This is a genomic window from Rhizobium sullae, from assembly GCF_900169785.1.
In the GTDB taxonomy this organism is placed as follows: Bacteria; Pseudomonadota; Alphaproteobacteria; order Rhizobiales; family Rhizobiaceae; genus Rhizobium; species Rhizobium sullae.
The window spans coordinates 15176-29610 of record NZ_FWER01000016.1 but is presented as its reverse complement, the minus strand read 5'-3'; the positions used below and the strand labels follow the sequence as shown (position 1 = coordinate 29610).

General features: G+C 61.9%; 18 protein-coding genes. 10 read left to right on the top strand and 8 right to left on the bottom strand.

What is annotated here, in order from left to right:
• The first annotated feature begins 41 nt into the window (after positions 1-41).
• Positions 42-635: a carboxymuconolactone decarboxylase family protein gene (locus BN1800_RS16160; RefSeq protein ID WP_086999380.1), complete on the top strand. Its 594-nt coding sequence runs from the start codon at positions 42-44 to the stop codon at positions 633-635.
• A gap of 159 nt (positions 636-794) precedes the next feature.
• Positions 795-1139, top strand: a complete 345-nt coding sequence (locus BN1800_RS42415) for a LysR substrate-binding domain-containing protein (protein WP_027509289.1) — start codon at positions 795-797, stop codon at positions 1137-1139.
• A gap of 310 nt (positions 1140-1449) precedes the next feature.
• On the opposite strand, the gene ftsZ is transcribed toward BN1800_RS42415, so the two are convergent.
• Positions 1450-2469, bottom strand: coding sequence for a cell division protein FtsZ (gene ftsZ, locus BN1800_RS16150; protein WP_027509288.1), 1020 nt, complete (start codon positions 2467-2469; stop codon positions 1450-1452).
• Positions 2470-2653: 184 nt separating this feature from the next.
• On the opposite strand from ftsZ, the gene BN1800_RS16145 reads away from it, so the two are divergent.
• On the top strand, positions 2654-2872 hold the full coding sequence (locus BN1800_RS16145) for a hypothetical protein (protein WP_027509287.1): 219 nt from the start codon (positions 2654-2656) through the stop codon (positions 2870-2872).
• 82 nt (positions 2873-2954) lie between these two features.
• Positions 2955-3953 carry a ketopantoate reductase family protein gene (locus tag BN1800_RS16140; RefSeq protein WP_086999511.1) on the top strand — a complete coding sequence of 333 codons (999 nt, stop codon included), beginning with the start codon at positions 2955-2957 and terminating at the stop codon, positions 3951-3953.
• Positions 3954-4043: 90 nt separating this feature from the next.
• On the opposite strand, the gene modA is transcribed toward BN1800_RS16140, so the two are convergent.
• Positions 4044-4736: a molybdate ABC transporter substrate-binding protein gene (gene modA / locus BN1800_RS16135; protein ID WP_086999377.1), complete on the bottom strand. Its 693-nt coding sequence runs from the start codon at positions 4734-4736 to the stop codon at positions 4044-4046.
• A gap of 276 nt (positions 4737-5012) precedes the next feature.
• Between modA and BN1800_RS41410 the strand changes: the two genes are divergently transcribed.
• Together BN1800_RS41410 and BN1800_RS16125 are read left to right on the top strand one after the other, a co-directional pair.
• Positions 5013-5177: a hypothetical protein gene (locus BN1800_RS41410; protein WP_179213803.1), complete on the top strand. Its 165-nt coding sequence runs from the start codon at positions 5013-5015 to the stop codon at positions 5175-5177.
• Positions 5178-5316: 139 nt separating this feature from the next.
• Positions 5317-5622, top strand: coding sequence for a DUF1883 domain-containing protein (locus tag BN1800_RS16125; protein WP_086999373.1), 306 nt, complete (start codon positions 5317-5319; stop codon positions 5620-5622).
• Positions 5623-5640: 18 nt separating this feature from the next.
• Here BN1800_RS16125 and BN1800_RS16120 read toward each other — a convergent pair whose 3' ends face one another.
• Positions 5641-6957, bottom strand: a complete 1317-nt coding sequence (locus BN1800_RS16120) for a replication-associated recombination protein A (protein WP_086999370.1) — start codon at positions 6955-6957, stop codon at positions 5641-5643.
• The gene (locus BN1800_RS16115; RefSeq protein WP_086999368.1) at positions 6954-8357 is read right to left on the bottom strand and encodes a DegQ family serine endoprotease; all 1404 of its coding nucleotides are present in this window, start codon (positions 8355-8357) and stop codon (positions 6954-6956) included. Before BN1800_RS16115 ends, BN1800_RS16120 begins: the two co-directional genes overlap by 4 nt.
• A 118-nt stretch (positions 8358-8475) precedes the next feature.
• Here BN1800_RS16115 and BN1800_RS16110 point away from each other — a divergent pair, with 118 nt between their 5' ends.
• Together BN1800_RS16110 and BN1800_RS16105 are read left to right on the top strand one after the other, a co-directional pair.
• A complete protein-coding gene (locus BN1800_RS16110) occupies positions 8476-8850 on the top strand; it encodes a YkvA family protein (protein WP_086999365.1) in 375 nt (124 codons plus the stop codon).
• 34 nt (positions 8851-8884) lie between these two features.
• Complete coding sequence (locus BN1800_RS16105; protein WP_051336510.1) at positions 8885-9235, top strand: lysozyme inhibitor LprI family protein; 351 nt, start codon at positions 8885-8887, stop codon at positions 9233-9235.
• Here the strand turns inward: BN1800_RS16105 and BN1800_RS16100 are convergent.
• The 3 genes from BN1800_RS16100 to ilvD form a co-directional block, all read right to left on the bottom strand.
• Positions 9208-9585: a type II toxin-antitoxin system PemK/MazF family toxin gene (locus BN1800_RS16100; RefSeq protein ID WP_244564525.1), complete on the bottom strand. Its 378-nt coding sequence runs from the start codon at positions 9583-9585 to the stop codon at positions 9208-9210. The genes BN1800_RS16105 and BN1800_RS16100 overlap by 28 nt on opposite strands.
• Positions 9572-9793 (bottom strand): type II toxin-antitoxin system PrlF family antitoxin, encoded by a 222-nt coding sequence (locus tag BN1800_RS16095; RefSeq protein WP_086999361.1) that lies wholly within the window; start codon positions 9791-9793, stop codon positions 9572-9574. Before BN1800_RS16095 ends, BN1800_RS16100 begins: the two co-directional genes overlap by 14 nt.
• 135 nt (positions 9794-9928) lie before the next feature.
• Positions 9929-11767 (bottom strand): dihydroxy-acid dehydratase, encoded by a 1839-nt coding sequence (gene ilvD / locus BN1800_RS16090; RefSeq protein WP_027509278.1) that lies wholly within the window; start codon positions 11765-11767, stop codon positions 9929-9931.
• 328 nt (positions 11768-12095) lie between these two features.
• Between ilvD and msrP the strand changes: the two genes are divergently transcribed.
• Positions 12096-13043: a protein-methionine-sulfoxide reductase catalytic subunit MsrP gene (msrP, locus tag BN1800_RS16085; protein WP_086999358.1), complete on the top strand. Its 948-nt coding sequence runs from the start codon at positions 12096-12098 to the stop codon at positions 13041-13043.
• A complete protein-coding gene (msrQ, locus tag BN1800_RS16080; RefSeq protein ID WP_086999355.1) occupies positions 13043-13699 on the top strand; it encodes a protein-methionine-sulfoxide reductase heme-binding subunit MsrQ in 657 nt (218 codons plus the stop codon). Before msrP ends, msrQ begins: the two co-directional genes overlap by 1 nt.
• 299 nt (positions 13700-13998) lie before the next feature.
• On the opposite strand, the gene rplQ is transcribed toward msrQ, so the two are convergent.
• Positions 13999-14421, bottom strand: a complete 423-nt coding sequence (rplQ, locus tag BN1800_RS16070; protein WP_086999349.1) for a 50S ribosomal protein L17 — start codon at positions 14419-14421, stop codon at positions 13999-14001.
• Positions 14422-14435: the final 14 nt, after the last annotated feature.

Below are 14435 nucleotides of genomic sequence, written 5' to 3'. Positions count from 1 at the left end.
TTTCAGTCTATCCTTCTTACATAAACAGAGGAGGACCACGCATGCCCTTCATCCACACCCCCGATGCATCCGCCAGCGAGAAGACCGCGTCCATGTACGCGTCCGCCGAGTCGAATTACGGCTATCTGCCAAACATGTACCGCACCTTCGGGCACCGGCCCGAGGTTATGGAGCACTGGGGCACGCTGCTTTCGAGCATCCGCAGCCATATGAGCCCCAGGCGCTACGAGCTCGTGACGCTGGCGGCGGCAAAGGAGCTCAAGTCCTCGTATTGCATGCTGGCGCACGGCTCCGTGCTGTTGCGTGAAGGCTTCACCAATGACGGACTGGCAGCGGTCGCGAAAGAGACGGAAAAGGCGCCGATCGATGCCGTCGAGCGCGCCGTCATGGCATTTGCCGCCAAGGTGGTGCGCGACGCGACCTCGGTGACGCAGCAGGATGTCGACGGGTTAAAAAAGCACGGGCTCACCGATGCCGAGATCTTCGACATCACCGCGGCAGCGGCAGCCCGCTGCTTCTTCTCGAAGATGCTGGATGCGCTGGGCGCGGCACCGGACCATGTCTACGCCGAACGGCTCGACCCCAACCTGCGCAAGGCCCTCACCGTCGGTCGCCCAGTCATGGGACTTGCCTGACGCAGCCCTGCAATCGCCCCGGCGCTTTCCATCACCTGCCGGCTGCAGCCGGTTCGTGGAGCGGCCGGGGAATATCGCCTGACTTCCTGCCTGCGCGTCGAGGAGGAAACGGTTGCGCTCGAGCGGCAGCTTGCTGGCAACGTCCTCGAACTGGAAGGCATGCTGCGTATTTCTTGCTCCGAATGGTTCGGCCTGCACGTTCTCTCGCCAATCCTTGCGGAGTTCTCGCTTGCCCATCCGAAGATCGTTGTCGAACTGCTCACCGCCCGCAACCTTTTCCGCCGCGAGGCTGAGCTCGTCGCCCTTATCCGCCCGTTCACCGAACCAGACATCATATCGCGAAAGCTGATGCACATCGAATATGGGCCCTATGCCGCGAAGGACAGCCGGCCACCCGTTATGGGCGACGGCCGCGGCTTCAATATAGTGGCGATGGACCAAGCTTCTCCGCCACGCCGGACGTTGATTGGCTCAAGCACCAATTTCCCAACGCCAATATCGTGATGCGAAGCAACAGTCGCCACGTCCAGGCCGTACTCTGTGCCCGCGGTGCAGGCGTGGCGTCGCTGCCCGTCCCCTCGGCGACGGTTTCCCCGGCCTGAAAAGACTGGAGCTTAACGACTCGCCGCCGGGCCGGGATACCTGGCTCGGCTATCATCGCGCCGCGTCTGAGGGCGCTGCTCGATCTGGTGCTCCACCGTCCTGCGGCAACGAGTTGAAGGCCTTTGCCGACCGCACTTTAGGAGATCGACCTCCGATTGATGGTCGCAACCGAAATGGCCATGCTGCAAAGCCAGGCGAAGCGCCCAATCGCCTATTGAAGCGTGCGCGTATGGACCTGCTGAGCGACGGCGTCCGGTGCCGATGCGGAGAGCTCAGCGTCGAGACCCGTTGCGACGACGGAGACGCGGAACTTGCCGTCGAGATTACGGTCGAAGATCGCGCCGACGACGATGTCGGCGTCGTCCTGCACCTCGTCACGGATGCGGCTTGCGGCCTCGTCCACCTCGAAGAGCGTCATGTCCGAACCGCCGGAGATCGAGATCAGCACTCCCCTGGCGCCCTTCATCGAGATGTCGTCGAGCAGCGGATTGGCGATCGCCGCTTCGGCGGCCTTCAGCGCGCGCTCGTCGCCGGATGACTCACCGGTTCCCATCATCGCCCGACCCATGCCGCGCATCACCGACTTGACGTCGGCGAAGTCGAGATTGATCAGGCCTTCCTTGACGATCAGGTCGGTGATGCAGCCGACACCGGCGAAGAGCACACGGTCGGCGGTCATGAAGGCGTCGGCGAAGGTGGTCTTCGCATCGGCGATGCGGAAGAGGTTCTGGTTCGGAATGACGATCACCGTGTCGGCTGCCTGCCTGAGCGCTTCGATGCCGATATCCGCCGTTCTCAGGCGCCGGTTCCCTTCGAAGGTGAAGGGCTTGGTGACGACGCCGACCGTCAGGATGCCGGCGGAGCGCGCCGCATGCGCGATCACCGGCGCTGCGCCCGTGCCCGTGCCGCCGCCCATGCCGGCGGTGACGAAGCACATGTGCGAGCCCGCCAGATGATCCATGATCTCGTCGATCGATTCTTCGGCCGCCGCACGACCGACTTCCGGCAGCGATCCGGCACCCAGTCCCTCGGTCACATGCGCGCCAAGCTGGATGCGGCGCGACGCCTTGGACGTCGCAAGCACCTGCGCATCCGTGTTGGCGGCGATGAAATCGACGCCCTCCAGATTTTCGGAGATCATGTTGTTGATCGCATTGCCGCCGCCGCCGCCGACGCCGATCACCGTTATCCGCGGCCGCAATCCCGAAATCCCGCTCTTGGCGTCCGTCATCATATTCTCCTTTGTGCCAGCTCTCGTCCCCGCCCTCGTTGCGGCAAACCGAATCGCGTGTCAGGCTAAGCACGCAACAAGGCAGAGGCAGGGCGAAAGCACAAGATGTGCGCTTTCTGAAATGTCGTGTGGAACTTTTTTGCCGTTCGCGCATTTACAATGATTCTTGGGGGGGAAAACTCTGATGCCCTTATCGACAGCACGCCAGACCGTGGCCTCGCCGCGCGAGCATATCCTCACCGTCCAGGAAGCGCTGGAGCCGCTCTTTCTGGCGCTGGAGCAGGAGGTCGAGGTCAAGATGATCGCCGCCGCGCTCCGCGCCGGATGGCCGGCAGAAGATGCCGTCGCCGCGATCGACGAGCTCCGCCGCAATGAACTTGTAGCGGACGCTACGGCGCATTGACGCGGGTGTTGAAAATCGACTCGCCATCCGGCGAACGCGACCTAGGTCTAGCGCGACAGCAATGATCGCGGAGCGTTCTTTCATGACTTTCAGAACCATCTGCATCTATGGCGCCGGCGCGCTGGGCGGTGCCATGGCAGTAAAGCTCGCTGCCGGGCTCGGCGCTGAGGCAACGGTTTCCGTGGTGGCGCGCGGCGCCCATCTCGATGCGATCAGAAAGAATGGCCTTGACCTCTTCGAGGCCGGCTCCGAGACGCCGATCAACGGCCGCCTCACCGCGACGGACGACCCGTCTGCGCTTCCGCCGCAGGATCTGATCGTCACGGGCCTCAAGGGCCACCAGCTTGGCCCGGCCGCCGAAGGCATCACGAAACTGCTGAAGGACGGCACGCGCGTCGTCATGATCCTGAATGGCATTCCGTGGTGGTATTTTCACCGCGACAGGCAAAGCCCGCATGCCGAACTGCAGTTGCAGGAACTCGATCCTGGCGGCCGTCTCTGGCGCCTGATCGGCCCGGAGCGCGTCATCGGCTGCGTTGCCTATCAGGGTGCGGAAGTGATCAATCCTGGCCAGGTGAAGCTCTCGAACAATGGCCGCTTCATCCTGGGTGAACCATCAGGAGAAACATCCGCCGACCTCGAAACCATCGCTGCGCTCTTCACCCGTGCTGACCTCAACATTACAGCGACGGACTGCATCCGCGACGAAATCTGGAACAAGCTTACTGGCAATGCCGCCTTCAACCCGATCAGCGCCCTGACGCGCGCGTTGATGAGCGACATCATGGCCAACCCGGCGCTTTGCGATATCGCCGGCAAGGTGATGAACGAAGTGCGTGCCGTCGGCACCGCGCTCGGCGCCCGTTTCGATGTCACCGTCGAGGAGCGCCTCGAGCAGTCCCGGAATTTCGGCCCGGTGCGCACATCGATGCTGCAGGATCTGCTGGCCGGAAAGCCGCTGGAAATCGTGCCGCTCACGGGAATGGTCGTTTCGCTGGGGCGGCTTGTTGCCGTGCAGACACCGGTATCCGAGGCGGTATTTGCACTGGTCTCACAGCTCGATCGCGAAAACCGGCAATAGCCTTTCCGTCTCCGGAAATATCACCATCGCCGCCGCCGCAAACTCATCAGACGATGGCCGTGAGCCATTCGCTGTTTGTAAAGTACGCTTTTAGCGGCGCTCGAGGCCCTTTGCCGCCAAGATGTCATCAGCGGCTGTTGACATCAGAAATTCCGACAGCTGCTTGGCAGCTTCTGCGTCCCTTGAATCGGCGCTGATGCCAATGGCGAAGTCAATGTAACTTTGGAGTTCTGCCGGAAACTGACCGACAAGCATGACCTCGGGAGCGGCGGCGAGAATCGAAGTCACGGGAACAACCCCCAGCTCGGCTTCCCCACGGCCTACGGCCGGCGCTGTCTGCCCTCCTGGTACGGCCACCAGCTTGGGCTTCACCTCGTCTGCTATTCCCAAGCGTTCTAGCAAACTGGAGAAGTAGCCGCCGCTGGTTCCTTCACTGGCGTAGGCGATTGATCTGGCGCTCTTCAACGCATGTTCGAATGCTTCCACGGACCCGATGTAGAGCGGCCGACCGCCTGCCTTGGCCGCCACCGCCATTGCTATCCGGCCGAACGCTACCTGGCTCGCCGCCTTGATTTTTCCCAAGGCGGTCAGATCCTCAATCAGGTCCGGATTGATGATGACGAGGTCAAAAGGTTCCCCAGCTTCAATCTGCTTCTTTACCGTCGGATTGAGCTCCCACTTGACCGCAACTGTGAATCCTGTAGCCGCTTCGAACTGGGATATGAGAGCAAGGACGGCGGGTCGGACCGCAATAGCGCCAAAAAGCCGGATTTCCTGGTTCATGGCCTCACCTGAATTCGGTCGAAACGACCTTTCTTATAATACGCATCTAGCCTGCATTCCACGGCTGCCCGGCCATTCTATGCCCAGCGTCCCATCGTGTCGGCCCCCGATCAATCCGATACCCGATGAATCACACCAGAGTCATGCTGGGAATGCACTTCTCAAACACGCTCTCAGACATCGGCTATCTTTATGAGATTCCTATATCTTCAGCCTTTAGCGCGAATGGATTTCCTATCCGCACCGGCAGTAATCTTTGACATCCATGTGAATGCCATGCGTCTGATGTTTCCGCCCTTTTCGTTTCCTCCGCCGCGTCACAAGACCGGAACGAGCCAGACGCGCGAACGCCGTACGGCGCAGATCCTGATGATCTTCGGCGTCGTGCTTGCCTGCGTCGAACTCTACGTCATCGTCGGCAATCTCTGGCAGCTACCGTAAGGTAAGATGCCCTGACCGCGCTGCTCTCGCTGTCCCAGAGCGGGAGCGCCCGATGCGCTGCGACCTCATGCAGCCAAACTCTTCCTTAACCGGCATCCCCTAAAATTAGCGGCTATAGAGATTCTATCCGCAAAGACCGATGCCGAAACCGACCTTCCGCTTTACCCATTACGATCTTCACGAGCAGCGCGCCGGAACCGTTATCGAGGTGACGCTGAACGCGGTGAACAATGTGCGGTTGATGACAGCGCCGAACTATCAGCGCTTTACCGAAGTTCTCGACTTCAAATATGTCGGCGGCGTCGCCAAGAAATCCCCCGTCAGGCTCGCCGTTCCGGAGAGTGGCCACTGGCATCTGGTCGTGGATATGGAAGGCCATCATGGGCTTGCCGAATCTTCGGTGAAGCTGATCACGGCGCCGGCGGGCCAGAAGCGTGCCTCATAGCACGTCACCGAACGGCGACTAGCGCGGATTGCGCTCTTTTCTGAGCTTCGCCCAATATTCCAGCCGCTTGCGGATATCCCGCTCGAAGCCGCGCTCCGGCGGATCGTAGAAGGTCTGGCGGCCCATCTTCTCCGGGAAATAATCTTGGCCCGAAAAGGCGTCGGGCTCGTCGTGGTCGTAGCGATAGCCCTCGCCGTAACCCTCGCCCTTCATTAACTTGGTCGGCGCGTTCAGGATATGCTTCGGGGGAAGCAGCGAGCCGTTCTCTTTTGCCGCCTGCGTGGCCGCCTTGAAGGCCGTGTAGACGGCATTGGATTTCGGAGCGGTCGCCAGATAGACGCAGGCCTGCGCCAGTGCCAATTCACCTTCCGGAGACCCAAGGTAATCGTAGGCGTCCTTGGCCGCATTGCAGATCGCCAGCGCCTGCGGGTCCGCAAGGCCGATATCCTCCACCGCCATGCGCACCAGCCGCCGCCCGAGATAGAGCGGGTCTTCGCCGGCATCGAACATCCGGGCGAGGTAATAGAGCGCCGCATCCGGATCGGAACCGCGCACCGACTTATGCAGCGCGGAGATCAGGTTGTAGTGGCCGTCCTGCGCCTTGTCGTAGACCGGGGCGCGGCGCTGCACGATGCGGGTGAGAGCCTCGGTATCGAAGCTCTCGCCATCGCGGGCAGCACGCCAAACCTCCTCGGCAAGCGTCAGCACGGCACGACCGTCGCCGTCCGCCATGCGCAGGAGGCTGGCGCGTGCATCTTCCGTCAGCCGCAGCGCCTTGCCTTCGGCCGTCTCGGCGCGCTTCAGCAGCACTTCCAGGCTTTCTTCATCGAGCGACCTGAAGGTCAGCACGCGGGCGCGAGACAAAAGCGCGGCGTTGAGTTCGAAGGACGGATTTTCGGTGGTGGCGCCGACAAGGATGACGGTGCCGTCTTCCATGACCGGCAGGAAGCTGTCCTGCTGGGCGCGGTTGAAACGATGAATCTCGTCGACGAAAAGCAAGGTCTGGCGACCGTCCATGCGGCGCAGGCGCGCCGCCTCGAAAACCTTCTTGAGGTCAGCGACGCCGGAGAAGATCGCCGAGATCTGTTCGAAGGCGAGACCCGCTTCACCGGAAAGCAGCCTGGCAACGGTCGTCTTGCCGGTGCCGGGCGGACCCCAGAAGATCATGGAACCGAGCGAGCCGCTCGCGATCATCCGGCGCAGAACGCCGTCTTCGCCCGTCAGATGTTCCTGGCCGGTGACGTCGGCAAGCGTCTGCGGCCGAAGCCGATCGGCCAGGGGCCGCCTGTTGGCGACATCCTCAGGAATGCGCGGTGCGAAGAGATCGTCGCTCATCGGAAGAACTGCCGTATCCGCTCGCCGTCGCGCTCGATCTCGACGCGCCAGAAGCCGGGATCCGTGTCGGCCATCTGCACCAATTCCTCCGTTGTCTTCACCGGCGCGCCGTTGATCGAAACGATGATGTCTTTGGGCTCGAAGCCGAGACGCGCCGCGGGCGAGCCGTCCTTCACGTCGGCGACGACGACGCCGGTCGATTCGGTCGGCATGCGCAGTTCGTCGGCCACGCGCGGCGAGAGGTTCTCGACGACGGTGCCGGTGAATGGTGTGCGCCCGCCGATCGTGCGCTGGTCACGTGGCGAGGTTTCCGGAGCGCGGTCGAGCTTCAGCGCCACCTGCTGCTCGCCGCCGTTTTCGACCACAGTCAGGTTGACGGAATTGCCGAGGCCTGCCGTCGTCAGTCGATAGAGGAGCGCATCGGGATGCTCGACCGGAACGCCGTTTACGGCTGTCACGATCTCACCGGTCCTCAGCCCGGCCTTGGCCGCGGGACCGTCATCCGTCACCTTCACGATCAGCGCGCCACGCGCCTTGTCGAGGCCGAGCGCCTCGGCCACCTCGGAGGTCACCGCATCGAAAGTGGCGCCGACATAGGGGCGCTCGAACGACTTCAAGCCGGCATCAGCCGATGCCAGGAACACCTTCACCAGGTTGGCAGGGATTGCAAAGCCAATGCCGTTCGAGCCGCCGCCACGCGAGAAGATCGCCGTGTTGATGCCGATCAGTTCGCCCTTCATGTTCATCAGCGCGCCGCCCGAGTTGCCCGGATTGATCGAGGCGTCGGTCTGGATGAAGAAGCCGAACTCGTTCTTGACCACCTGGTTGCGCGCCAGCGCCGAAACGATGCCGCTCGTCACCGTCTGGCCGACGCCAAAGGGATTGCCGATCGCAAGCACCAGATCACCGACTTCCACTGCATCCGAATTGCCGATCGCAAGCGCCGGGAAGTTCGCCTTTGTTTCGATCTTCAGCACTGCGAGATCGAATCGGTCATCGCGGAGCACGACCTTGCAGGGAAACTCGCGGCCGTCCGACAGAGCCACCTTGATGTCGTCCGCGCCTTCGATGACGTGGTTGTTGGTCACCACCGTGCCGTCGGCCTCGACGATGACGCCGGAGCCGAGCGAGGATTGCTTCTCGGTACGATTCGGCATCTGCTGGCCGAAGAACTGCTCGAAGAAGGGGTCGCCTGCGAAGGGAGATCGGCGCTGGATGATCTTCTCTGCGTAGACATTTACCACAGCGCCTGACGTCTCCTTGACGAGCGGCGCGAAGGAAAGCTGCATTTCCGTCCGGCTCTGCGGTACGGTCTTCGCATCCTGCGCATATGCGCCAAGCGGCACAGCGACGACCAGCGCAAAGAGCGAGATGGAAGCGCGTTTCAACAGGCCTTGCATTGGGATCCCTTTTGAACTTCGTATTGAGAAAGTGTTGTAGCGCTGGACGCTAGAAAGGAAAGAGGGCGGAAGCATGGAGGAATAAGACGGGTTTGAAAGCACATGAGGAACTTGCGGCATGGAACTGATATCAAAAGCGAAAACATGGGCGAAGTCACTGAAGCGTGACATCGCCGCATTATGGCTTGCCGCTCGTGACCCACGCGTTCCATGGCTTGCCAAGGCGGCGGCTGCAGCAGTGGCCGCCTATGCGCTTTCACCTGTCGACCTGATCCCGGATTTCATCCCGGTCCTCGGCTATCTCGACGACCTCGTCATCCTGCCGCTCGGCATTCTGCTCGCCGTCAAGCTCGTCCCGCCGCAGATCATGGCCGACCTCAGGAAGGAGGCCGCATTGCGCGCCAGCCGTCCGGGCCGTAGCAGAGCGGGGCTTCTTTTCGTCCTTGCCGTCTGGGCCTGCTGCTTCATCTTTCTGGTGTTGGCCTTCCTTTGAGGCGCCCCGCATCCCCGAGAACAGGAAGAGTTGCATGAGATGTTCCCTCACCCTCGCCATCCTTGCCATTTCCGCAACTGGCTTGGGCTCTGGGGCGACCTGGGCCGCGAGCTTCGACTGCGATGCGAAGGAACTGAAGCCGGATGAGAAAGTGATCTGCGACAACCGCGCGCTCAACGACGCCGACGTGCGAATGACGACGACGTTCAATCTTCTTTCGGGCCTCCTCGCGATGGGCTCACGCGGCACGCTGCAGGACGAGCAGACGGCCTGGCTGAAAAAGCGCCAAGAATGCAAGGCTGATGCTGCCTGCATCAAGGCCGCCTATGACGAGCGGATGAAGCAGTTCGAAGAGACCTACAAGAACATCAACCGGCCGCTGTAGCTGTATCTGGTCAGCCCTCGATCAGAGCCCGCACGTGGGTCAGGACTACCCCCACCGTCGAGTCCGACAATTTGCCGATCGTTTCGACATGGCGGCTTTCCACCGTGGCGATTTTCACCGGACGGACGACCGAGGGAGCGGGCAAACCAGAAGCGACGTAATCGGGAATCGCGACATCGCCATTCCAAGGGCCGGTTCTCCGCTGAAGTGATCATCACGACCCAGAGCAGCGCAGCGTTTTCACCGATCTGACCAGCCGATACGACGAGCGCCGGCCTGCGCTGGCGGGTGTCGCGATCAGTGGAGGGAAAAGGCACGCGAACGATGTCGCCCTGCTTAAAGATCGGCATAGGCTCTGCGATCCGCCTCGCTGTCCCATTCGGAGAAAGTGCCGAATGGATCTTCCAATGGCGTCTCATGTGGAGCGCGCGATATCGTCACCCGGCCGTTGGCCTCCAAAGTATAGATGATCGAGTCCCCTTCCGTCAGATGAAGGGCCGTGCGGACAGCTTGCGGTATCGTCGTCTGTGCCTTGCTCGTCAATTTGCTGGCAATCATAGGGTCTCACCTCCATGCGGAAGGTAAGGAATTTCCTTACGGAATGCAAGGTGCTCCATATTTGTCCGAGCATACAAACAAAAACGGCGCCCGCATTCCAGCGGCGCCGTCGTTCGATTAAATCTTGCAGCCTTTTCAGCGGCCGCCGAGGTCCCGCACCGCACCGCGGTCCGCGCTCGTCGCGAAGGCCGCGTAGGCCTTCAGTGCCGTCGTGACGTTACGCCTGCGGTGTTCGGCCGGGTGCCAACCCTTCTCTTCCTGCTCGGAACGGCGGGTCGCAAGCTCGGCGTCGCTGACACGCAGGCTGATTGTTCGGTTCGGAATGTCGATATCGATCATGTCGCCGGGACGCACGAGCCCGATCGTGCCGCCGTTTGCCGCTTCAGGCGAAGCGTGGCCGATCGAGAGGCCGGAAGTGCCGCCGGAGAAGCGGCCATCGGTGATCAGCGCGCAGGCCTTGCCGAGACCTTTCGACTTCAGGTAGCTGGTCGGATAGAGCATTTCCTGCATGCCGGGGCCACCCTTCGGGCCCTCGTAGCGGATCACGACCACATCGCCCGCCACGACTTCGTTGCTGAGAATGCCCTTCACGGCCGCATCCTGGCTTTCGAAGACCTTGGCCGGACCGGAGAATTTCAGGATCGATTCATCGACGCCCGCGGTCTTGACGATGCAGCCGTCGAGCGCGAGGTTGCCCTTGAGGACCGCCAAGCCGCCATCCTTCGAGAACGGATGTTCGACCGAGCGGATGACGCCATTTTCGCGGTCGGTATCCAGCTCGTCCCAGCGGGCACTCTGGCTGAAGGCGACCTGGGTCGGGATGCCGCCGGGGGCCGCGCGATAAAAATCGCGAACCGTCTCGCTGCTGGTGCGGGTGATGTCCCAGTGGTCGATGGCATCGCCCAGCGTCTCGGCATGAACGGTCGGGCAATCGCGGTTCAGCAGGCCGCCCTTGTCGAGTTCGCCGAGGATCGACATGATGCCGCCGGCGCGGTGGACGTCTTCCATGTGCACGTCGGCCTTGGCGGGCGCGACCTTGGAGAGGCAGGGCACGCGGCGCGACAACGCGTCGATGTCCGCCAGCGTAAAATCGACCTCGCCTTCATGGGCGGCAGCCAGAATGTGCAGAACGGTGTTTGTCGAGCCGCCCATGGCGATATCGAGCGTCATGGCGTTTTCGAATGCCTGCTTCGAGGCGATCCTGCGCGGCAGGGCCATTTCGTCGTCCTGTTCGTAGTAACGGCGGGCGAGATCGACGATCAGGTGGCCGGCCTCTACGAAGAGGCGCTTGCGGTCCGCATGGGTTGCAAGCGTCGAGCCGTTGCCGGGCAGCGACAGGCCGAGCGCTTCTGTCAGGCAGTTCATGGAATTGGCCGTGAACATGCCGGAGCACGAGCCGCAGGTCGGACAGGCCGAGCGCTCGATCGTCTGAACATCCTCGTCACTCATCTTGTCGTCGGCTGCGGCAACCATGGCATCGACCAGATCGAGCGCATGCGTCTTGCCCTGCAGAATCACCTTGCCGGCTTCCATCGGGCCGCCGGAAACGAAGACAGTCGGGATGTTGAGGCGCAGCGACGCCATCAGCATGCCGGGGGTGATCTTGTCGCAGTTCGAGATGCAGACCATGGCGTCGGCGCAATGGGCGTTGACCATGTACTCGACACTGTCGGCGATCAGTTCGCGCGACGGCAGCGAATAGAGCATGCCATCATGGCCCATGGCGATGCCGTCGTCGACGGCGATCGTGTTGAACTCCTTGGCAACACCGCCGGCCGCTTCGATCTCGCGGGCGACGAGCTGGCCGAGGTCCTTGAGGTGCACGTGGCCGGGCACGAACTGGGTGAAGGAATTCACCACCGCGATGATCGGCTTGCCGAAGTCCGAATCCTTCATGCCCGTCGCGCGCCAAAGGCCGCGCGCGCCCGCCATATTGCGGCCGTGGGTCGTGGTTCTGGAACGGTAAGCTGGCATCGGTTTCTTCCTCGATCTGCGGAAATTGCGCGGACGATGCGGGACGGCAAGAAAGCTTGCAGGCCGGCAGTCGCTGCACTTTGGAATTGTCCTAATCCAATCGGCGAGGGCTGTCACTACCGGCAAGGGCAAATCCGGTACGCCGCCGGTTTGCGCCCATCGGACATATACGGCGGGTCGCAGCCTTTTGTTACAAGCTATTCCATCACACCCGAACACAAAAAATTGGCTTCCCGAATGCAATCTTCAAGGCCTACACAGTCATCCAAAGACGCTGCTGATGCGTTTATTAAGATATCGGGCCGTTCCTGCCCAGGAGGATTTCGAAATGCCGGCTTATCATCCGCCAAAGATCCCGTCTTCGGAGATCACGCCGCGCCAGGTCTATCTCCGCCGCCGCGAGTTTCTCGGGGCTGCAACACTCGGCGCCGTGGCGCTCTATGGGGCCGGCAAGGCAAGCGCCGCGGCACTTTCCGTCATCGAGAGCAAGTACAAGGTCGACGAGAAGACGACGCCGCTGAAGGATGTGACGACCTATAACAACTTCTACGAATTCGGCCTCGACAAGGGAGACCCCGCAGCGCTTTCCGGCGACTTCAAGCCCCTGCCCTGGACCGTCGAGATCGACGGAATGGTCGCCAAGCCAGGGTCCTTCGACATCGAAGCGCTCATCAAGGAATTCCCGATCGAGGAGCGCATCTATCGCATGCGCTGCGTCGAGGCCTGGTCGATGGTAATCCCGTGGGACGGCTTCCCGCTCGCAGCCCTGCTCGACAAGGTGGAGCCGCTGGGCAGCGCCAAATACGTCGCCTTCGAAACCGTCGTCCGTCCGGACGAGATGCCGGGCCAGAAGGGCATCTTCCAGTCGCTCGAATGGCCCTATGTCGAGGGCCTGCGCCTCGACGAAGCCCGTCATCCGCTGACGCTGCTTGCCGTGGGGCTCTACGGCCAGACGCTGCCGAACCAGAACGGCGCGCCGATCCGCCTAGTCGTGCCGTGGAAATACGGCTTCAAGGGCATCAAGTCGATCGTGAAGATCACGCTCACCGACCAGCAGCCGAAGAACACCTGGCAGGTTACCAACCCGCAGGAATACGGCTTCTATGCCAACGTCAACCCGGCGGTCGACCATCCGCGCTGGAGCCAGGCGAGCGAACGCCGCATCGGCGAAAGCGGCTTCTTCGGTGCCAGCCGCCATCCGACGCTGCCCTTCAACGGCTACGCCGATGAGGTCGCGAGCCTCTATGCCGGCATGGACCTGAAGGCGAATTTCTGATGGCTGAATTTCCGCTCGCGCTACCGAAACGCTGGCAGCCTGCCTCCGTCTGGGCGCTCTATGTCGTGGGTCTCCTGCCTGCCGCCTGGTATTTCTACCTCGGCGCCACAGGCGGGCTCGGCGCCGATCCGGTGAAGATCTTCGAGCTTTTCCTCGGCCTCTGGGCAATCCGCTTCCTGATCTTGACGCTTGCCGTCAGCCCTGCCCGCGAGCTCTTCGGTTGGAACTATTTGCGCTACCGCCGCGCCCTCGGTCTGCTCTGTTTCTACTATGTCGCGATGCACTTCACCGTCTACATGGTGCTCGACCAAGCCTTCATCATTCAAGCTGTCATCGACGATGTCGTGAAACGCCCCTTCATCATGTTCGGCATGGCGGGCATGACGCTGCTCATTCCGCTTGCGTTGACATCCAACAATTTCTCGATCCGCCGTCTCGGCCCGAACTGGGTCCGCCTCCACCGCCTCGTCTATATCGTGGCCGCCTGTGGCGCGCTGCATTTCGCACTGTCGACCAAGGTCCTCAGCCTCGAGCAATATATCTATGTCAGCCTGCTGATCTTCTTGATCCTCTACCGCTCCTGGCGGCCGATCGCGCGCAGCAGGAAGCACGGGCAACAGAAGGCACGAACCGGAGTCCCCGCAGCGGTTTCCTGACCTTGGAGCGACATCTTTGCAGCCGACCTCAACAAGGCTTGACGCTACGGTGCCCCCGTGTGACCGAGCAGTCAGTTCCGAAAATAGCCGTGCATGGGCCGAGCATCGCGCTTGGACTTGATCTTCCTTGTACTCGTCGTCGTCCCATTTCCGTTCGATCGCAGTTGCGCTTCTCTTCGCTCGCTATGACCAGCTTACGGTGGGACTTGCACCCGCAAGAATGCGCCCACGCTGGGCGCACAACAAAAACAGCCGGGCTTCTCAGCCCGGCTGTTTTGCTTCCGGCGAACCGGGCAATATTAAGCGGCGACGGCCTGCTCTTCGCCGGCGGTGCGGGCCTTGTCGGCTGCGCCCTTGGCGAAGGTGTCGCGGTCAACGAATTCGATGACGGCGAGAGCGGCGTTGTCGCCCTGGCGGAAGCCGGCCTTCATGATACGCAGGTAGCCGCCGTGGCGGGTTGCGTAGCGCGAAGCGATCGTGTCGAAGAGCTTCGCAACGACAGCGGCGTCCTTGATCTGCGAGATCGCCTGACGGCGGGCGTGCAGGTCGCCGCGCTTGCCGAGCGTGACGAGCTTTTCAACGATCGGACGGATTTCCTTTGCCTTCGGCAGGGTCGTCACAATCTGCTCATGCGTGATGAGCGAAGCCGCCATGTTGGCGAACATCGCCTTGCGGTGGCTTGCGGTTCTGTTCAGCTTGCGGCCGGCTTTACCGTGGCGCATGGCTATTCTCCTTC